The sequence below is a fragment of the Bacillus sp. RSS_NA_20 genome, assembly GCF_020165915.1.
Lineage (GTDB): Bacteria > Bacillota > Bacilli > Bacillales > Bacillaceae > Bacillus > Bacillus altitudinis.
Window position 1 is genome coordinate 2,358,088 of the sequence record NZ_JAIUKW010000005.1, and the last position, 19,067, is coordinate 2,377,154.

Consider the following 19,067-nt stretch of genomic DNA (forward strand, 5'->3'; position numbering starts at 1 on the left):
CCTTTTTTAGTTTAGTAAATCAAACCGACAACGCCTGCTGTTAAGAAGCTGACGAGTGTTGCACCGAATAACAGCTTTAATCCAAAGCGTGCGACAACGTTTCCTTGTTTTTCATTTAAGCCTTTCACTGCTCCAGCAATGATACCGATAGACGAGAAGTTCGCAAATGACACAAGGAATACAGAAATGATCGCTTCTGTACGAGCAGTGAAATGAAGACCGTCGCCAGATAGAGCAAGCATCGCTACAAATTCGTTAGATACCATTTTAGTCGCCATAATACTTCCTGCTTGTACCGCTTCACTCCAAGGTACACCAACAAGGAAAGCAAATGGTGCAAACACATATCCAAGTACATCTTGGAAAGAAACACCGATGGCAGCTGTGAAAATACCATTAATCATCGCAATTAATGCAACAAATCCAATCAACATCGCAGCCACAACAATGGCTACTTTGAAACCATCCATAATGTATTCGCCGAGCATTTCGAAGAAAGATTGTCTTTCTTCTTCTACGACTTCAAGCATGTCTTCGTCTTTAGACACTTCATAAGGATTGATGATAGACGCAATAATAAATCCACCAAATAGGTTCAGCACAAGTGCTGTAACAACGTACTCCGGTTTAATCATTTGCATATACGCACCGACAATGGACATTGATACAGTCGACATCGCAGATGCACACAATGTATAAAGACGCTGTTGAGGTAATAATCCAAGCTGCTTCTTAATGGAAATGAACACTTCGGATTGACCTAAAATCGCTGACGCTACGGCGTTGTAAGATTCTAGTTTCCCCATTCCATTGACTTTACTAAGCAAATACCCAATTCCGCGTACGATCAGCGGAAGGATACGCCAATGCTGCAGGATACCAATCAAGGCAGAAATGAAGACGATCGGGAGCAAGACATTGATAAAGAAAGTTGACGCATTATCATTCATTAAACCACCAAATACGAAGTTGATCCCTTCACCAGCATAGCCTAGAAGCATTTGGAATCCTTTTGCAAAGCCCCCGACTAGGAAGTTCCCAACACCTGTATTGAGCAGAATATAACCTAAAATAAATTGCAGTACAATCATGACAATGACTGGACGGAATTTCACTCGCTTTTTCCCGTTACTTGCCAGCCATGCAATGGCGAGAATCACCAGCAAACCGATAATACCAATGACGTATTTCATGTTTTTCCTCCTTGAATGAATTCGTTTACATTAATGTGCTTGTATGGAACAAACCCTATTTCGCAAACAAATTGCGGAAGAAAATCCCAGAAATGAGATCCTTCCGCATATGACTTTTTCATCATCTAATGAGTCATGATTGTTATCCTACCATAGGATCGTATGAATTAATAGTCTTTAGAAGGAGCTGATTGATCCCCTTTAATAATGGAAACGCCTGCACTGGCACCAATACGGGTTGCGCCTGCAGCTGTCATCGCTTCTACGTCTTCTTTTGTTCTCACGCCGCCTGATGCTTTGACACCGATATCAGGTCCAACTGTTTTACGCATTAATGCGATGTCCTCAGCTGTTGCACCGCCTGTACTAAATCCAGTCGATGTTTTGACGAAATCAGCGCCAGCTTTTACAGAAAGTTCACAAGCTCGTACTTTCTCTTCATCTGTGAGTAGACAAGTTTCAATGATGACTTTCACTAAGGCTTTGCCTTTTGCTGCGTCTACAACGGCACGAATATCTTGTTCAACTGCATCATATTCGCCATCTTTCAATGCCGCAATATTGATGACCATGTCCACTTCAGTTGCACCGTTTTCAATGGCATCCTTTGTTTCAAATGCTTTCACTGCTGTGGTGTTTGCACCTAACGGGAAACCGATGACTGTACATACATCAACGCCTGTTCCTTCTAGTTCTTTCGCCGCAAGAGATACCCAAGTTGGGTTCACACAAACGGAAGCAAATTGATATGTCTTTGCTTCTTCTAGTAACTGCATGATCGCAGCTTTAGATGTATCTGGTTTTAGTGCTGTATGATCAATGAGCTTTGCTATTGTCATGATTCACACTTCCTTTTAAATATGATACTTTCATCTTAAATGACTATTGAACAATTGTAAATATAGTTATGAAATTTTGTTCATTTATTTTGTGACATTTAAAAGAGCTCTTGCTGTGTGCTGATCGATCACCAATACGTTCGCATATTTTCCTCTCAGCGCCCCATGGATAGAGGCAACCTTTCGATGTCCACCAGCCACAAGAATGGAGCGCTCTTTTGTTCTCAAATCATCCAGCTCCACACCGATTGTGCGATTGTTAATCGCTTCACTGCAAATGCGTCCTTCTTGATCATAAAAACGCGAACAGATATCTCCGACACTGGATGTCTTGAGCAGCGCCTTTTCTTCTTCACGGAAATAACCAAGCCTAAACAAAAGCGCCTCATCTCTTACCGTCCCAACAGTAAACACAGCGATATTTGCCTGTTTGCCCATTTCAATAATGCGATGAATATGTCTGTCCTGTTCGACCATCTCTTTAACGGCGGCACTATCGAACACAACAGGCAGTGGCAAATAGCGTGGTGCCGTTTGAAAAGCTGATGCGAACAGCTGAATCGTTTCCGCAGAATATGTATTCACATGTGAATGGCTGATTCCACCTTTCAACTGAACAACTTCTACCCCTTTTACCTGTTTAGGTTGCATCTTTTGAGCAATTTGATACATCGTGGTGCCCCAGCTCACTCCAACGATATCGCCGTCTTTCACCGTATTCTGAAGATAATCTGCACCAAACCGGCTCAAGTAATCCGTAATCGTTGGATAATCGTCCTTTGGTGAAAATACCACATGAGCCTCGAGCAGATCATATTTTTCTTTCAGCAATAAGGACAGCTCATTTAAATCCTCAAATGGGTCCATCACTGTAATTTGGACGTACCCTTTTTCCTTCGCATACTGAAGCAGACGAGACACCGTTGGCCTCGACAGGTCAAGCTGCTTGGCGATTTCCTGCTGACTGTAATCAGATAAGTAATAGAGCCTTGCTGCTTCAATACTTAATTGCTGTTTGTCCCGATCCATTCGTACGCCTCCTTTTTTCCTCTATCATAACAAATTGTTCACTTCACCATGCACAAATGTTCATTTAAAGAAAATGGTGTAAGCTGCGTGAAAGGTCTCTTGCTTCTCTAAGGTTTGAATGCCGAATTTCTCCTTATACTGCCCGTTTGTCCCTTCCATATCAGCGATCCCATACCAAGGCTCAATACAAACAAAAGGAGCCATTGTTCCCTTTTCTTGATCATATGGAGACCAAATACCAACGAACGGAAAACCACTGAGATCGACCTCAACGCCGTGACCTGCTTGAGAAGTCAATGATACTTGCTCAATATGACTAAAGATCATTGCATCGTTCTGAAAAAGTTCTGGGCGAAGTTGAATCGACTCAAACTCAACACCTTTCTTCTTCTCTCTCACAAGTGAATCATGAAGTTCATATTGAATTGGATCATGTTCGGTGGAAGGGATCAATGTGAGTGAATAATCAGCTGTCTGCTCGCCTTCAACAAGCGGGACATGAAATGCCGGATGCCCACCAATCGAGAAATACATCGTGCCATCTCCTTCATGAACAATTTCCCAGGAAATCGTTAGTCCATTTTCCGACAGTGCATAACTGATGCGCGCTGTAAATTCATACGGATATTGTGACGTGTGACGGCCATTTGATTGATATTGAAAAATCACCTGATCTTTTGCTTCTTCAAATAGTTCAAAATCAACATCACGCAAAAATCCATGCTGCGAGAGTTGATACGTTTGATCGTCTATCTTGTATTGATCATCCTTCAACCGTCCGACAATCGGAAATAAGACGGGCGACACCCTGCCCCAATAAGCAGGGTCACCAGACCACATATATTGACGTCCACTTTCTTTATGAAGCACCTCTCTCACCTCGGCACCTCTCTCATTGATTTGAACCAATAACAGATCATTTTCAATCGTTCTCATTCAACACATCCCCTTTCCTTCTTCTTTTATTATGACAGGGATTTTCGGTTTGAGTATAAAAATAAGAATCCCTCAAGCCTTAGAATAATTCTTCATATAAAAAAATTTTAAAAAAGACAGAAATTCGCCAACAAAATGTAATGCTGATTCGTCTAATCTTATATAAAATAAAAGAATCGTTGTTCTTTTGGAGTGACAACAAAAAAGACGCGTTTGACATTGATGGGGGATTCTTTTTCATGAACAGCAAGGAAAACCGTTTACGTTACATATTAGGATTAGATGGGCTGAGAGCTGTTGCCGTATTGGCGGTCATTGCTTATCACTTACATATTGAACCCGCAAGCGGCGGGTTTCTTGGCGTTGATTTGTTTTTTGTGATTTCTGGTTACTTGATTACAACCATCTTGCTGCATAAGCAGGATTTGGGCTATCAAGAGCTTCTGCCTTTTTGGATGGGCCGCATCAGAAGGCTGCTTCCAGCTGCCTACGTCATGATTTTTTTAATCGTCAGCTGGTGCGCCATTGCTGGTTCAAATGCATTAATGTCCATTCGTGGCGATGCCTTATCGTCCTTTTTTTATGTGAGTAACTGGTGGTATATTTTTCATCAGCTCTCTTACTTTGACAGCTTCAATGCTGTATCTCCACTAAAAAATTTATGGTCTTTGGCGATTGAAGAGCAATTTTATCTCATTTGGCCGGTACTGTTGATTGCTGGACTGAAATGGGTGAAAAATAGATCCCATCTTCCTATGATCACCTTTGGTCTGGCACTTGTATCTGCGTTATGGATGGCCATTCTCTATTCACCGGATACTGACCCGAGCAGGATCTATTATGGAACAGACACACGTGCGTTTGCACTCCTCATCGGGTGCAGTCTTGCATTTGTCTGGCCCATGCACAGACTTTCCAGCAGAAAATTACTTCCTGTCGGCAGACGTATACTACATATAGCCGGATTCGGTTCGATGGTCATTTTCCTCTTATGTGTTTATGCAGTCGATGAATTTGACGGCTTTCTCTACCAAGGCGGTATGCTTTTATTCTGTCTGAATGCAGCGATCTTAATTGCGTGTGTCTGCCATCCTGCCAGTCTTATTGGGAAATGGCTGTCTTTTCAACCACTCGTTTGGCTCGGGAAGCGGTCTTATGGCATCTACCTATGGCATTATCCAATTATCGTGCTGACCACACCGGTCATTGAGATTGGACAGCCTTCTATGGGACGTGTCACATTGCAGCTCATCGCAATTCTACTCATATCAGAGGCTTCCTATCATTTGATCGAACAGCCGATTCGTAAACTCGGGTTTAGACACTATTTTGCCTCTTGGTCGATTTGGAAAACAGGAATCAAGCAATGGTCTATGTCCAATAAAGTGTTTCTTGGGATTGCCGCAGTCCTTTTGATTTTATTTACCATTGGCATGTCTAGCTCGTCTCATACATCCCCGCATGCACAAGAAGTAACACAAATTAAGACAGCGCCCCAAAAGGCAGGCGGTCAGACAGAATCAAAAGTGAAGAAAAAGAAAGACAAACATGAGAAAAAAGCAGCGGATCCTAAACAATTTCACCAAGTTCTTGCCATTGGTGATTCCGTCATGTTAGACATTGCTTCAAATTTAGAAAAAGCCTATGAACCCATCACCATTGACGCAAGGGTCGGAAGGCAAATGAACGAAGCCATCCGCATCGCCCCTCAATATGCTTCTTTTAACAAGGCTGATGCCGCTGTTATTATTGAGCTTGGCACAAATGGTTATTTTACAGAGGGGACTTTGACCTCATTCATTCAACATTTCTCGAAGGCTCATATTTTTCTTGTGAACACTCGCGTTCCAAGATCTTGGGAAAATGATGTGAATGCAGTCATTGAACGTGTGGCCAATCAACATCACAACGTGAGCTTAGTCGATTGGCATTCAGCTGCCACAGGACAGCCATCCTATTTTCAGCCAGATGGTGTTCATCTTTCCACAAAAGGCTCTGACACATTGACTGAGCTCATTAAAGCCAGTATCAAGAAAAAAGGAGATGTGTCCTCGGCATCATAAGAAGACTAGCATCCTGTGAAGAGAGATTCAAAAAAGACATGCTTTCCTATGATTGGAGGCATGTCTTTTTTTGTGATGGATGAGCACGGAGCTGCATTATGTTTTACTTTTAAAAGACCAAACGATGACAGGGATGAGAATTAACGATAAAATTCCTCCGCTTAAAGATAATGTAGCATAACTCGTATTCGCAACGACCATTCCTGAAAGGGCACCGCCAGAAGCACCTGCTAACGCAACAAAAACATCGAGTGTTCCTTGGGTTTTTGCCCGGGTTGATGGATCTGTAGAATCCACTATTTGAGCAGTACCACTAATTAAACCAAAGTTCCATCCCAATCCAAGTAAAGACAAAGCAATGATTAATAGAATCATTGAATCACTTGGTGCGAATGCTGCTAATAAACCAGCAAGTAACAATGTGATGCCCGACGCTATGCTCATAGCTGTTCGTCCTAGTTTATCTACAAGTACACCCGTGATAGGTGAAGGAAGATACATGGCCCCTATATGAAAACCAATCACAATGCCCACTTCGGCTAATCCATGACCATGATGCTGCATATGCACCGGTGTCATGGTCATGAGTGCCACCATGACAATTTGAGTTAAGATCATCACTGTGGCACCTACTGTAAGCCCTTTTTTATCTGTTTTTTTATCAGCAGCATCTGCTTTATTTCCATGCCCATGTTCTGCTTTGTAAGTTGCTATTCTTCGGGCAATGTCTAATGGATCAGGACGCAGCAGAATAAAAAGAACAAGACCAGCTACAATAAATGCTGCTGCTGATAAAATAAAAGGACCGGCAAGTGCTGGAACACCAATGGACACTGCAAATTTACCCATCACTTCAACTAAATTCGGACCTGCTACTGCTCCAAATGTTGTCATGACCATTGTTGTACTAATGGCAGTTGCACGCTGTTTAGAATTCGCTAAGTCCGTCCCAGCATAACGCGCTTGTAAGTTCGTGGATGTTCCTGCTCCGTAAATGAAGAGCGATGCAAATAATAAAGTGACACTATTCATCATAGCTGCCAGCACAACGCCAATTGCTCCGAGCCCTCCAGCAACAAAACCTGTCGATAAACCGATGCGTCGTCCATAACATTGCGAAAGCTTTCCTACAATGAAAGCTGACCCAGCTGACCCCAAAGTAAATAAAGCGATTGGGACTCCTGCATAGGCTTCAGTTCCAAGCATTTGTTGCGCTAAAATGGCACCTACCGTAATTCCTGCAGCTATTCCAGCCCCTCCAAATATTTGCGATAGACTGACAACGAACAATACTCGTTTATATAATTTTTTCAATTTTTGGGGTGAATCTATATAATTCTTCACTACATCTTGTTCTGTATCTAACACTTGTAAACACCCACTTGAGATTTATTTGCCCAATGTAACCATTATATCAGCTCCGACTACCATCTTTGATTGCCTCTCGGCCATTTACATGGAGAGCAAGCGGTTGTTTTCGGATCATGAATAAAGCGCCCACATGACTGACCTGTACTTTTGAGCTGATGCGTATCTTTTGTCGTTTTCTTTTATGCCGTTAAAAGGCTGGCTCTCAATGCTAATGCGTGCTTTTCCTTCGTTTTTTGATCCACCAACGCAAAATCACCATTCTCATACGCTAATGAAAATAATTCTTCGATATGAAAGACACCTGCCTGAAACTGCCTGCTCAATACATGCAGTGCCGCAGCACTGGCGACTTGAGCCGTTGCTTGAGACTCATCGCGACCTTTTATTCCAAGCGCTGCTTGATGAATTTCGTTACCCTTCATTCCTACCGCTTCCACTTTCACTGCATATTGATCTGTACCCATTTGAGCAGATTGAATCAGTGAAATGGCTCGTTCCTTGATTTTCGGCATCGTGAGAAGGGACGTCATTCCGAGTTTCCTTGTGAGAGCAAATGCACGTGTCGCTACACCAGAATCAAAACAGAGCCTTGTTGTCACAGAAGGCACATGGAGCGTTGAAGGCAATGTTTGCTGGTCAGAGAAAGGGAATTGATAGGCTTGCCGCTTTCCAAGCGTTTTGCCAAAATCAATGCGTTTCCCTCCAGTAAAACTTTTGACTTTCTTTCGCTGATGATTCTTCGTTAGCTCATAATCCGTATGCACATGATCAAGCGTCCATTCAATAGCTGCTTTTCCATGCTGGTCACCTAGCCCAAGCATGATACTAATATCAATTTGCTCCACAGAGGTCAGAATAGATGCCGCCTTCGCTGCAAGCAAATTGGTGAGACCAGGTGCAAGACCTACGCTCAGCACAGCCGTTGCGTTCAATTGCTGTTGATGGACCTTTGCTAGCTTCTCAATATAGGCTCCTTTTGCCGAAATATCGAGATAATCAATACCTGACCGTAAGCATGTTTCAGCAAATGACGTGTCATCTTGATCCAGACACATGATTACGAGTTTCGTTTCATCCATCCAGTCCGTATCCATTGGTTGTCTGACATCTATCTGAAATGGACGTACACGCCCATTCGTTTGGCGTGCAAATTGTTCAGCCTTCTCATAACTTCGGCCAGCCGCAAAGACTTGCCCAGGATACACGTCACTTAATTGAAGACATATTTGCTGCCCCACATGTCCATAACCGCCTATCACCATCACTTTTGACCTCATTTTCCAACCGCCTTTCTATCGCCTCTTTTACAAACAATCCCTTTGATCATGCCCGCTTGAAAATAAGGTCTGATGTCTTGAAATCCTGCTTCGGTTAATTGTGCTGTCATCTTTTCTTCAGACACGGGATATGTTGTGACACCCAGCCTTTCTCGGAAGGACGTAAACACTTCCTTTCCCAAGCCTTGACGATTCATGAATAGAGAAAGCATATGAAGCTCCTGCTGAAATGTCGGCGTTTCCAGGTCTCCTTGAATAAACGCCAACACGAGAGGAGCACCTGGTTGAAGCCGGCGGGCGATCTCCTGTAAAAAGGTCAGCTGATCTTTTACAAAATGAATGACAAGCAAACTTACTGCTGCATCGTACGACTTTTCAACCGGCACTTTGTCTAAGGCCATTTCATACCATGTGACGCGATCTTGCATATGAAGCTGTGCCACTCTGCGCTTGGCCATCTCAAGCATGGTTGGAGATGGATCAACCCCTGTGATATGCCAGTCTTTATTTCTTTGAAGCATGTTGATAATCTCTTCGCCCCCACCTGCTCCGACTGTTAACATGCGAGAAGCCGCTCCCATTAATTCGATTTCTACTCTATCCACTGTCAGCTCATGCAAAAGATGATAGCCCGGTACTTTATGTGCAATTGTCGCTGCATAGGATTCAGCAACAGGATCATGCCAATGTTGATTTACACTCATATGTCTTCTCCTCCAGTTTCCGCTTTGCTTCGTTTCCTTTACACTAACGGTATGTTATCTTCATTGTAAGAAGATAGATGAGAAAAAACGATCCCTAAAAGTAGGGATATTGAGGAGGAGATCAAATGAACAATCCAGCCGCTCATTTTCAGCAGCTGAGAAAAAGCATTCGAGATGAACTTGCTGCTATCTGTGATTTTGATGCTGCCTGTATCACAACCATTGATCCAGCTACTCTCCTCTCGACGGGTTCTTTTACAGATGAACCGATTGAAGCCATACATAACGAGCTGTTTCAAAATGAATATTTAAAAAAAGATGTGCACCAGCATGAAGATCTAGCGAAAGGTCCTGTCCACGCTGCAAGTCTCGTCCAAAGCGGAGAATACATCAATAGTGGTCGATACCAGCACATTTTGTTACCTAACGGATGGACAGATGAATTGCGGGCAGCCCTTGTGATTCAAGGTGAATGCTGGGGAATTGCCAGCCTTTATCGGAAAAAGGAGAAGGAACCTTTTCATGAACAAGATATACAAGCGGTTAGTCGCCAAACACCAGCACTCGCAGCCAAGCTGAGAGATGAACTTTTTAAAAGAAGAGAAACGGAAGAAGATGAAACGGCGGAACACCAAGGCTTCCTCATTCTTTCACACGATTACCATCTTCTTTATGGAAATGAAACCGGACTTCATTGGCTCCACACCTTCCAAACCTTTGAGCAAATTCATGACGGTGCCATCATGCCCCGTCCGTTTAGAGCATTAGGTGCTAAGCTTTTATATGGCGGCGGTGACCAAACAGCGGTCAGCATCACCAGAATGCCGACAGGGCGTTTTCTCTCTCTTCAAGCATTTCGATTAGCACAGGCAGCCGGGGAGGAAGAGGCTGTCATGATTCATATTAAGCGAGCTCAAACAAGTGACATCCTTCCTTATATAGCGAAAACATATCGGCTAACAGAAAGAGAAATGAACGTCCTTGACTGTTTAATAAAAGGACAATCCACAAAGGAAATTGCCAGTACGTTATTTATCTCGCCTCATACGGTGCATGATCATGTAAAGGCGATGCTCGAAAAAACAAATTTGAACAGCAGACGTATGCTTGTTTACTTTTTCTCACACATATAAAAAAGCGGCTACCTCGGGACTGACCCCCGTTTTTGAGACAGGGATCAAAACACCTTTATGAAACAGCCAATTGCCGATAGTTTATCGGTGATTGGTTGTTTAGTTTCGTTTGAATACGAATGTTGTTATAATAATAAATGTATTCTTTGACAGTGCGTTCTACGATGGTGGTCGTAGTGCGATCAATCCTGTTAAGATAGAACGTTTCAGACTTTAGTGAGGAATGAAACGATTCGATGGAGGCATTATCAGCGGGCGTCCCTTTACGGGACATGCTCATGGTAATGCCTTTTATATGAACAGCTTTCTGATACTCGTAAGATGTATACACAGAACCTTGATCGCTATGTAACACGCAATTCTCAGGAAGTGCTGGGAGCTGATTAAGTGTGTTTAAGATAAAGTCTGTGTCCTGCTTATCACCAATTGTAAAAGCAATCACTTCTCCATTATATAAATCCAATATACTGGAAAGGTACAATTGTTTCTGTCCATAAGGCAAATACGTGATGTCCGTGACTAGTTTTTCAAGAGGGCGATCAGACTGAAAATTCCGATCCAGTATATTACCAGCCACGGCATAGGGCTGCCCATTCTTCTTACGCTTTTTCATTTTAACCCGGCATTGCCACTGGTTTTTCTGCATGATACGTTGAACAGTTTTATGGTTAATACGCATTCCCATTTTTAGTATGGCTGTGATTTTCCGATAACCATATCGATATTTGTGCTTTCGGCACAACGTGCCGACCTGTTTCTCTAGTTGTCTTTTAGAATGATTCTGAGTCAGATTCTTTTTCCATCTATAATACGAAGTGCGTGAGATGCCTAAATGGACACAGATGTCCTGTACCGTCATCGTTTTGCACAATTCATCTACCAGTTTGCTTGACGTTTCCTTATCAACTTCCTTTCCAATTCGTTGTACTTTTTTAAAACCTCATTCTGTTGACTCAAATAGCGATTTTCTGCCTGAAGTCTCTCTAATTCTGAAGAGTACTCGGGACCCTTTCCATAGGTATATTGTTTTCCAACAGGTTGTTCGAACCTGTGTGTATCCCCAGTTTTATGCCATCTCACCCATGTCTGAACCTGCGTCTTATTCTTGATATTCAATTCCTGCATGATCTCTTTCATAGGTACGCCTGCCAATCTCATTTCTACAGCCTTCTGTTTGACTTCAACCGGATAACTCACTCTTGTCCCCATAGAAAAAACACCTCCATGTTTTATTTCGGATCACAACGATCCGTTTTCAAACTTAAAGGTGTTTTTTATTTGTCTCATCTTTTGGGGTCAGTCCCCTCATTGGTAGACCGCTCTTTCTTTATTTTCCGATGACTCGCTCATGCAAGATATGTGCGACTCCTGCTTCGTTATTGGATTTTGTCACAACATCCGCAACTGCTTTGACATCTTCAATGGCATTTCCCATCGCAACGCCACAGCCCGCAAATTCTAGCATCGACACGTCGTTCCCATTGTCACCAATCGCCATCACTTCTTCACGAGAAATCCCAAGTTCATGCGCTAGAAGCTTCACGGCATTCCCTTTGCTCACATCAGGATGAAGAATTTCTAGGAAGAAATCTGTGCTTTTTACCATCATGTACTGATCCTTCACTTCAGATGGAATGGCTTGTATCGTCTTTTCCAAACGTTCCGGCTGATCAATATACATCATCTTCGGAAGTCTCATGGATGGGTCTGCCTCTTCGACAGGTAAATACTTAAGCGGCAATTTCGTTAAATACGATTCAAGTACCGTGTATTCACTAATATCCCGATTTGGTGTGTATAGATGAGCCGAATCGAAATAATGCATAGGTGTATCCAGCTGACGGCTCAGTTCATATAAAGAAGTCAAATCATCATAGGATAAAGTTAATTCTGATACGACTTCATTTGTATGGCTGTTTTGTACAAGCGCTCCATTATAGGCGATGACATAATCCCCCTCTTGATCAAGCTGCAGCTCTTTTAAATAGCGGTGCACCCCGCCAATCGGCCGGCCTGTACATAAAACAATTTTAACGCCTTCTGCCTTCGCCTGTTGAATCGCAGCGAACACCTCATCCGGCACCATATGCTGATCATTTAATAACGTACCATCCATATCAATTGCGACTAATTTATACATTCACTGCTCCCCTTTTCTCAGCAAAACGTGCTGTCACTATTTTGAGTGATCGTCTACATGATCACATGCTATTCATCATACTATATACCTATTTTAGCCTATCGTTTTTTTCTCACGCTGTCTACTTGTTCCTATCTGTAACAAAAAATCACTTCATCCTCATCTATTATAACCTATTCTATAGAATCCGCTGTGAATAGAAGAGACCTGTCATTTTAACAGTATGAAAAGGAACAAATGTTCATCGGAGAATATTTTGAAACTAGCAAATCTAATTGTATGATGGATAGCAAAGAAAGGAGGTGCAGGGAATGATTACATTTACGAGAGGAAAATTGTCAAAAATGTCTGGTGTACATATTGAAACCATTCGTTTTTATGAAAATGAGGGTGTGCTCCCCGAGCCTAAGAGAGCACATAACGGCTATCGTTTATATGATAAAAAATATGTACTCATGCTATCCTTTATCACTGAAGCAAGAAAGCTAGATTTCTCACTCAAAGAAATTCGAGAAATTATCACGTCACTATTCGAGAAACAGTCGAAAACAGAAGCGGAACAGCTGCTCGAACAAAAAGTAGAAGATATTCAAAAATCCATTCAAGAGTTAAAAAAGAGGAAGGCGGCCATTCAACTGTTAACGAAACAAACATTAGCTAACATTAGTTAATTGTAGAGACTGCCAAAGATGTGCCGGTATTTTTTACTGGCACCCCTCTGCGCCTAGCTGTTAAGTACACGTTGTATGAAAACATCAGGTATACTAGAGACAGCTTGACGTGACATCAATCGTATGGAAGGGGTTATGAATAGAATGAGAATAGCAACCATTGGAACAGGTGTGATTGTGGAAGGTTTCCTCCAGGCAATTGAACAGCTTGAAGGTGCTTCTTGCCACGCTGTCTATTCAAGAAAGGAAGCGACGGCAAAGAAACTCGCAGATCAATTTGGGGTGCAAACGACTTATACGGATTTAACCACTATGTTAGAAGATCCCCATATAGAAGCGGTATATATCGCATCACCCAATCGTTTACATAGCGAGCATGCCACGGCTGCATTGAAACACGGAAAACATGTGATTTGCGAAAAGCCTTTTACCTCTAATGTGAAAGAGCTAGAAGCCTTAATCGCTCTCGCAAAGGAAAAGCAGCTCTTCCTATTTGAAGCCATTACGACCGTTCATATGCCCAACTATCATTTAATCAAAAAACACCTTCATCAATTAGGCAGAATCAAACTCGTTCAATGCAACTATAGTCAATATTCAAGTAAATATAATCAGCTGCTCGCCGGGGAAACGCCGAATGTCTTTAACCCAGAGTTTTCTGGCGGTGCCCTCATGGATATTAACATTTACAATGTTCATTTCATTATGAATCTATTTGGTTCACCGAAAGACGTTCGTTACCAGGCCAACCGCCATCCAAACGGCATCGACACATCTGGTGTTTTAACTTTTACTTACAATGATTTCATCGCCACAAGTGTTGGCAGCAAAGATACAAGCAGTATGAATTTCGCTTTGATTCAAGGGGAAAAAGGGTTCCTGCATGTCAAAAATGGTGCGAATGGCTGTGAGGAAGTGTTGCTGCATATAGGAGACCAAGTCACTTCACTCAATGCACAAACCAATTCAAACCGCCTGTTTTATGAAGCAGAAGCATTTCAGCATATCATTGAAACAGGAAATGTCGAAAAGTGTTATGAATGGCTTGATGACAGTCTTTCTGTCATGAAGGTTCTTGAAGACGCTAGGAAAGACGCCGGTATTGTTTTCCCAGCAGATCATGCTTAAATAAAAAAACCGCCTTCTGATGAAAAGGCGGTTTTTTGTGACATTAGATACTCTTTGAATATGCCACCAGACGCTGAGACATATGATTCACTTCATCAACTGAAGCGTTCACTTGCTCTGTTAAAGCAGCCTGTGTTTGCGTAAGAGCTGTCATATTGGAGATATTTTCAAGAATTTGATCGATTTGTGTTTTCATTTCAGTTAAACTAGATTCGATATTTTCTGTCGCATTGGCACTATGAAGCGCTAGCTTACGTACTTCATCGGCAACGACTGAGAAACCGCGGCCCTGCTCGCCTGCTCTTGCTGCTTCAATTGCGGCATTCAAACCAAGCAGATTCGTTTGGTTTGCCACTTCTTTGATTAAGTCTGAAATGTTCTTCGTCTCATCTGCACTGTTTTTCGCCAAATTAGCAGCAGACGTTGACTGCTCTTGGGCGACAGCAAGCTCTTGTGCTTGGTTTGTCACAGAACTGATGCCAGATACCATTTCACTAATAGAACTTGAAAGCTGCTCTACTTGGGAAGCCATTTCATTGGCTGTTTTTTCTTTATTTTTTTCTAACGTAATATCACGAATCGTTCCTGCGACACGTAAAGGGACACCCTTCTCATCACGAATGGTTTCACCGCCCGCATGATACCAGCGATACTCGCCATTTTTACTCTGCAATCTATAATCAATGTCAAATGGTGTGCGCCCAGAATGGTCATTTAAGTGATCCGCAAAGGCTTGGAGAGCCGATTCTTTATCTTCAGGATGCAAACGATCACTCCAGCTGCTCAATACGTTCGGGAAATCTTTTTCATCTGTAAAACCAAGCGTTTTTCTAAACTGTGGAGACCACCAGAATTCATTGTTTGGATTGACAGAATCGCCAGCCTCTACAACCATATCCCAAGGCGCTTCCACAAGCGCACGGTTGATCAAGTCATATCTTGTCACGAATGCTTGCAGCTCTTCTTCTTTCAATTTCTGATCATGAATATCAAAAAGAGCCCCTGCCACACGAAGAGGTACCCCATTTCGATCTCGAATCGTCGTTCCAGTTGCTTTGAACCAGCGATACTCGCCATTTTTCAACTTCAGACGATACTCGATATCATACGGTGTACGGCCAGAATGATCCAATAAATGCGTAGAGAATGCATTCAAGGTGTATTCCTGCTCATCTGGATGAATTCGAGATGCCCAGCTGTCTAAGACATTAGGAAAATCGTTTTCATTTTGAAAACCTAGCATTCTGCGGAAATCATCTGTCCATGTGAATTCGTTTTTTGGATTCACAGGATCTCCTGCTACAACCGTCATATCCCATAGACCCACTTTAATCGCTTTTGTCACTAAATTCATACGCATATGAATATCTTCTTGCGCTTCTTGCATCTTTTGCAACGCTTCATTTATTTGAGCCACTGCTTCTATTGTTTGACTAGAAGAGAATGCAGCAGTATCAATTCTGGCTGAAAAATCTCCCTTCTCAATTCGTTCAACTAATTGACTGCTTTCACTAAGAAGGGCCCCCGACGATGAATCACTTGCTTTTCTCATAAACATCTTCAATAACTCCTTTCATTCTTCCATACTTTTTTGAAATATTTTACAGTTATAAATAATTCTTTATTAGGACTTTAGTAATACAAAAGATATATCGACAAAAACTGAAAATTGTTTATGTCAGAATGAAGGCAAATGATCATTTTTTCACGAAGTTTCAGATTTTGGGGATGGGTCATGGAAAGGATTTATGGAAGAAAACGGATCATTTGATAGAATCAACCACCTATTTTGTCTGAAAAATCTCTTTTTTTATATTGACACTGACCGCTCGAAAAAAGAAAATGGAACATAAGCATTTTAAAAAAGGAGAACGTCATGAGCGCGAATCAGGAACAACACGAATTAAAAAAGCTTTTATCGCCGCGTCATATTCGCATGATTGCGATGGGCGGGGTCATTGGTACAGGAATCTTTAAAGGAAGTGCCGATACAATCGGCTTAGCAGGTCCTGGAGTCATCTTTTCCTATGTATTTGCTGGATTGCTTCTTCTCATTGTCATGGCGGCTTTAGCTGAAATGGCCATCGTCTACCCGGGGAATAACCTTCGCGACCTCATACAGATTGCGCTTGGTCAACGTTTTTCATTTGTTGTCGGATGGGTTTACTGTTTTATGTGGCTCACTGTATGTGTCATTGAAATCATTGCAGCGGGGAGTTTACTTCAATATTGGATGCCAAACGTACCTTTATGGTCTTTATGTTTACTTTGCTCACTCTTAGTCATCGGAATTAATTTAAATAATGTAAAATACTTTGGTGAAATTGAGTTTTGGTTCGCTGGAATGAAGATTTTCGTTATTATTGTGTTTATTATTCTCGGTGCTGCATTATTATTTGGAATCATTCCGAGCGAACAAAGCACGCCTGTTCTCACCAATTACCAAAACTTTGTCCCGAACGGATGGGGCGCTGTCTTTGCTTCATTATTAGTGGTGATCTTCTCATATGGAGGCTCAGAATTGATCGGGCTGACCATTACAGAAACAAAGGATGCAGAAAAGGTGTTACCTGGTGTTGTCAAAAGTATGATGTGGCGCATCATCTTGTTTTACACACTGCCGATTTTGATTATTTGTGGACTCATTCCTTGGAATCAAATTGATCCGAATAACAGTCCATTTGTCCAAGTCTTTTCAGCAGCTGGCATGCAAGGTGCCTCTCACTTCATTAATTTCGTCTTAATTACAGCTGTTCTATCTGCCGCCAACTCTGGTATTTACGGTACGACGAGAATGATTCATTCTCTATCTAAATCAGACGGCGGTCCAAAAAAGCTGGCACAGGTCAACAAAAGAGGTGTACCTATTTTAAGTTTATGGGTGACCGTTCTGTTTCTTTTAATCGGAACATTCTTTGCTTACTTGTACCCAGATCAAATTTTCAGCTATATGCTGGCTATCCCTGGTTTTGCGGTTTCTCTTATTTGGATCAGCATCTGTCTGGCACATTTGAAACTGCGTCCAAGATATCCGCAAGAGCCGTATTTCAAAGTTTGGTTATTTCCGTATTTCACTTTATTTGCTGGTCTTGTACTCAGTGTCAGTTTTGTTCTGTTCCTATTCAGACCGGAGAACTTACCTAGCTCGATTATCAGCATTGGTTTCTTAGCAGCCGCCATCATTGCTTCATTTTTAATGAAAAAGAAAGCTTAGAAACGAAGCAAAAACCCGCCTCAGTGGCGGGTATCAAATTGTTGACAAAGGGCTAAAATGAACTTGATTTTAGCCCTTTGTCTTCTTTTCAGCGTGATAGAAAACCTTTGCAGTCTAGGAAGGACGAGTACTGGCGCGGAGCGAATTTGACATTCGTGAGCACCAGCGCGCAGGACTGACACCGAATGCGAGGGTTTGTCTACACGCTGAAACCCGCCTCAGTGGCGGGTTTTTTCATGAGCAGCTGCTGCGACTTCGAAATCAACAGACGCTTTTGGGATGCCGTTGATGATGATGGTTAATGTATGAATGCCCTCATAGTGCTTTCTCGTTGTCATATTTTGAAACGACTGTGACCGGACAAATTCTCTATGCAGCGTCGATCCTGTTTCAAATTCTGTGATTTTAAATACCTTTTGATTGCGTGTACCACGAGCTTTCACGTAATCAACAGCATACTCTACGCGCAGCTTTAATGGCTTATCTGCCTGAAGAATAAAATGAAAGGTCAGCTTCTCTCCAATACGAACGGGGTCTTGCATCACCTTCAAATCCATTACTTGGATAGACGGATCATCTCCATAGCCAAATAAAGCCATGATATCTGGATCGCCTTTTTTCAATAACGTACGGGATGCATGTTTGACAATCCAGTTTGTATGTTCATTGGTTCCATACCAGCTTTTGACCATTTGCTTCATGAGGTCTGGCTGAATTGCAGAAATATCATTTAAATGATTCGCTACACTTTTTTGCACATACTTGGCCGAATCTGACTTCAAGTTTTCCAAAATGGGCAGCGTGACAGAAGGGTCCTTTTTCAGCGCAGGGACGGATAATCCCCACGGCAAACGAGGCCTGCATCCTTCACTAGCGAGACGGCGAATATGTTCATTTTGATCCTGTGACCACACAAGCATCTGCGCCAGCATTTTCTCTTGATCTTGTATGAGAAAAGGTCGAACGGCAAATTCAGCAGTGGAAAACGGTGTAAAGAATTCAAGTGTTTTGATCGAGATATCCCAATGGTCAACACCATATGTCTCGACGTAGTCTGGAAATACGAGCGCACTGAGCCCTGTAAAATGCGGTGCTGTCTGACGCAGTACATCGATTGCCTTCTCATAATCCTCAGGCAGACAAGCGTGCATCGATTCAGTCACTCTTCTCATTCGTCCTTTTAACTCCAGCTGCTCCCAATCCTCTTGAAACACGAGCTGCTGAAAGTGATCAGCATCAAATACAGTTGACGCTTGCGCAAGTTTTTCTGCTAAATGTTGAATAAATGGTTCATTATATACATGTTTTAAAGGTTCGATCATGTCCGCCTCCCATAGCTCAATATCATTATTTTATCCTAAATTGTCAA

16 protein-coding genes are annotated in these 19,067 nt (G+C 42.3%); 5 read left to right on the top strand and 11 right to left on the bottom strand.

The annotated features are described in order from the left end of the window. Nucleotides 1–11: 11 nt before the first annotated feature. From LCD32_RS17800 to LCD32_RS17815, 4 genes are all read right to left on the bottom strand, one after another. Nucleotides 12–1,193 carry a NupC/NupG family nucleoside CNT transporter gene (locus tag LCD32_RS17800; protein ID WP_017358632.1) on the bottom strand — a complete coding sequence of 394 codons (1,182 nt, stop codon included), beginning with the start codon at nucleotides 1,191–1,193 and terminating at the stop codon, nucleotides 12–14. Between the two features lie 167 nt (nucleotides 1,194–1,360). Beyond that, nucleotides 1,361–2,032, bottom strand: coding sequence for a deoxyribose-phosphate aldolase (gene deoC, locus LCD32_RS17805; protein ID WP_007498018.1), 672 nt, complete (start codon nucleotides 2,030–2,032; stop codon nucleotides 1,361–1,363). An 84-nt stretch (nucleotides 2,033–2,116) separates the two neighbouring features. Then, complete coding sequence (locus tag LCD32_RS17810; RefSeq protein ID WP_060781570.1) at nucleotides 2,117–3,061, bottom strand: sugar-binding transcriptional regulator; 945 nt, start codon at nucleotides 3,059–3,061, stop codon at nucleotides 2,117–2,119. 60 nt (nucleotides 3,062–3,121) lie between these two features. Further along, complete coding sequence (locus tag LCD32_RS17815) at nucleotides 3,122–3,997, bottom strand: aldose 1-epimerase family protein (RefSeq protein WP_035702610.1); 876 nt, start codon at nucleotides 3,995–3,997, stop codon at nucleotides 3,122–3,124. Nucleotides 3,998–4,236: 239 nt separating this feature from the next. On the opposite strand from LCD32_RS17815, the gene LCD32_RS17820 reads away from it, so the two are divergent. Continuing rightward, entirely contained in the window at nucleotides 4,237–6,060 is a 1,824-nt protein-coding gene (locus tag LCD32_RS17820; RefSeq protein ID WP_035702613.1) for an acyltransferase family protein, read from the top strand. 96 nt (nucleotides 6,061–6,156) lie between these two features. Here LCD32_RS17820 and LCD32_RS17825 read toward each other — a convergent pair whose 3' ends face one another. From LCD32_RS17825 to LCD32_RS17835, 3 genes are all read right to left on the bottom strand, one after another. Next, nucleotides 6,157–7,428, bottom strand: coding sequence for an MFS transporter (locus LCD32_RS17825; protein ID WP_060781571.1), 1,272 nt, complete (start codon nucleotides 7,426–7,428; stop codon nucleotides 6,157–6,159). Between the two features lie 182 nt (nucleotides 7,429–7,610). Then, nucleotides 7,611–8,708 (bottom strand): saccharopine dehydrogenase family protein, encoded by a 1,098-nt coding sequence (locus tag LCD32_RS17830; RefSeq protein WP_017358626.1) that lies wholly within the window; start codon nucleotides 8,706–8,708, stop codon nucleotides 7,611–7,613. Beyond that, nucleotides 8,705–9,412 (bottom strand): class I SAM-dependent methyltransferase, encoded by a 708-nt coding sequence (locus LCD32_RS17835; protein ID WP_025208246.1) that lies wholly within the window; start codon nucleotides 9,410–9,412, stop codon nucleotides 8,705–8,707. The genes LCD32_RS17830 and LCD32_RS17835 overlap by 4 nt, the downstream gene beginning before the upstream one ends. A 125-nt stretch (nucleotides 9,413–9,537) precedes the next feature. On the opposite strand from LCD32_RS17835, the gene LCD32_RS17840 reads away from it, so the two are divergent. After that, entirely contained in the window at nucleotides 9,538–10,545 is a 1,008-nt protein-coding gene (locus LCD32_RS17840; RefSeq protein WP_060781572.1) for a helix-turn-helix transcriptional regulator, read from the top strand. Between the two features lie 55 nt (nucleotides 10,546–10,600). On the opposite strand, the gene LCD32_RS17845 is transcribed toward LCD32_RS17840, so the two are convergent. Together LCD32_RS17845 and yidA are read right to left on the bottom strand one after the other, a co-directional pair. Beyond that, a protein-coding gene (locus LCD32_RS17845) for an IS3 family transposase (protein ID WP_224562648.1) occupies nucleotides 10,601–11,754 on the bottom strand; the annotation gives its coding sequence in 2 pieces (ribosomal slippage) (nucleotides 10,601–11,481 and nucleotides 11,481–11,754; 1,155 coding nt in all). 118 nt (nucleotides 11,755–11,872) lie between these two features. Beyond that, a complete protein-coding gene (yidA, locus tag LCD32_RS17850) occupies nucleotides 11,873–12,685 on the bottom strand; it encodes a sugar-phosphatase (RefSeq protein WP_060781573.1) in 813 nt (270 codons plus the stop codon). Nucleotides 12,686–12,996: 311 nt separating this feature from the next. On the opposite strand from yidA, the gene LCD32_RS17855 reads away from it, so the two are divergent. Then, nucleotides 12,997–13,356, top strand: coding sequence for a MerR family transcriptional regulator (locus LCD32_RS17855; protein WP_007498034.1), 360 nt, complete (start codon nucleotides 12,997–12,999; stop codon nucleotides 13,354–13,356). Nucleotides 13,357–13,500: 144 nt separating this feature from the next. Next, nucleotides 13,501–14,484, top strand: a complete 984-nt coding sequence (locus LCD32_RS17860; protein WP_060781574.1) for a Gfo/Idh/MocA family protein — start codon at nucleotides 13,501–13,503, stop codon at nucleotides 14,482–14,484. Between the two features lie 43 nt (nucleotides 14,485–14,527). Here LCD32_RS17860 and LCD32_RS17865 read toward each other — a convergent pair whose 3' ends face one another. Continuing rightward, nucleotides 14,528–16,042: a PAS domain-containing methyl-accepting chemotaxis protein gene (locus LCD32_RS17865; protein WP_060781575.1), complete on the bottom strand. Its 1,515-nt coding sequence runs from the start codon at nucleotides 16,040–16,042 to the stop codon at nucleotides 14,528–14,530. Nucleotides 16,043–16,360: 318 nt separating this feature from the next. Between LCD32_RS17865 and LCD32_RS17870 the strand changes: the two genes are divergently transcribed. Further along, the gene (locus tag LCD32_RS17870; RefSeq protein ID WP_007498042.1) at nucleotides 16,361–17,698 is read left to right on the top strand and encodes an amino acid permease; all 1,338 of its coding nucleotides are present in this window, start codon (nucleotides 16,361–16,363) and stop codon (nucleotides 17,696–17,698) included. 218 nt (nucleotides 17,699–17,916) lie between these two features. Here the strand turns inward: LCD32_RS17870 and LCD32_RS17875 are convergent, their stop codons facing one another. After that, entirely contained in the window at nucleotides 17,917–19,017 is a 1,101-nt protein-coding gene (locus LCD32_RS17875; protein WP_375831561.1) for a DNA alkylation repair protein, read from the bottom strand. Nucleotides 19,018–19,067: the final 50 nt, after the last annotated feature.

Excerpts from the sequence above, each read along its gene's own strand:
- LCD32_RS17800 (WP_017358632.1), bottom strand. The coding sequence starts at position 1,193 with ATGAAATACGTCATTGGTATTATCGGTTTGCTGGTGATTCTCGCCATT.
- deoC (WP_007498018.1), bottom strand. The coding sequence starts at position 2,032 with ATGACAATAGCAAAGCTCATTGATCATACAGCACTAAAACCAGATACA.
- LCD32_RS17810 (WP_060781570.1), bottom strand. The coding sequence starts at position 3,061 with ATGGATCGGGACAAACAGCAATTAAGTATTGAAGCAGCAAGGCTCTAT.
- LCD32_RS17815 (WP_035702610.1), bottom strand. The coding sequence starts at position 3,997 with ATGAGAACGATTGAAAATGATCTGTTATTGGTTCAAATCAATGAGAGA.
- LCD32_RS17820 (WP_035702613.1), top strand. The coding sequence starts at position 4,237 with ATGAACAGCAAGGAAAACCGTTTACGTTACATATTAGGATTAGATGGG.
- LCD32_RS17830 (WP_017358626.1), bottom strand. The coding sequence starts at position 8,708 with ATGAGGTCAAAAGTGATGGTGATAGGCGGTTATGGACATGTGGGGCAG.
- LCD32_RS17835 (WP_025208246.1), bottom strand. The coding sequence starts at position 9,412 with ATGAGTGTAAATCAACATTGGCATGATCCTGTTGCTGAATCCTATGCA.
- LCD32_RS17840 (WP_060781572.1), top strand. The coding sequence starts at position 9,538 with ATGAACAATCCAGCCGCTCATTTTCAGCAGCTGAGAAAAAGCATTCGA.
- yidA (WP_060781573.1), bottom strand. The coding sequence starts at position 12,685 with ATGTATAAATTAGTCGCAATTGATATGGATGGTACGTTATTAAATGAT.
- LCD32_RS17855 (WP_007498034.1), top strand. The coding sequence starts at position 12,997 with ATGATTACATTTACGAGAGGAAAATTGTCAAAAATGTCTGGTGTACAT.
- LCD32_RS17860 (WP_060781574.1), top strand. The coding sequence starts at position 13,501 with ATGAGAATAGCAACCATTGGAACAGGTGTGATTGTGGAAGGTTTCCTC.
- LCD32_RS17865 (WP_060781575.1), bottom strand. The coding sequence starts at position 16,042 with ATGTTTATGAGAAAAGCAAGTGATTCATCGTCGGGGGCCCTTCTTAGT.
- LCD32_RS17870 (WP_007498042.1), top strand. The coding sequence starts at position 16,361 with ATGAGCGCGAATCAGGAACAACACGAATTAAAAAAGCTTTTATCGCCG.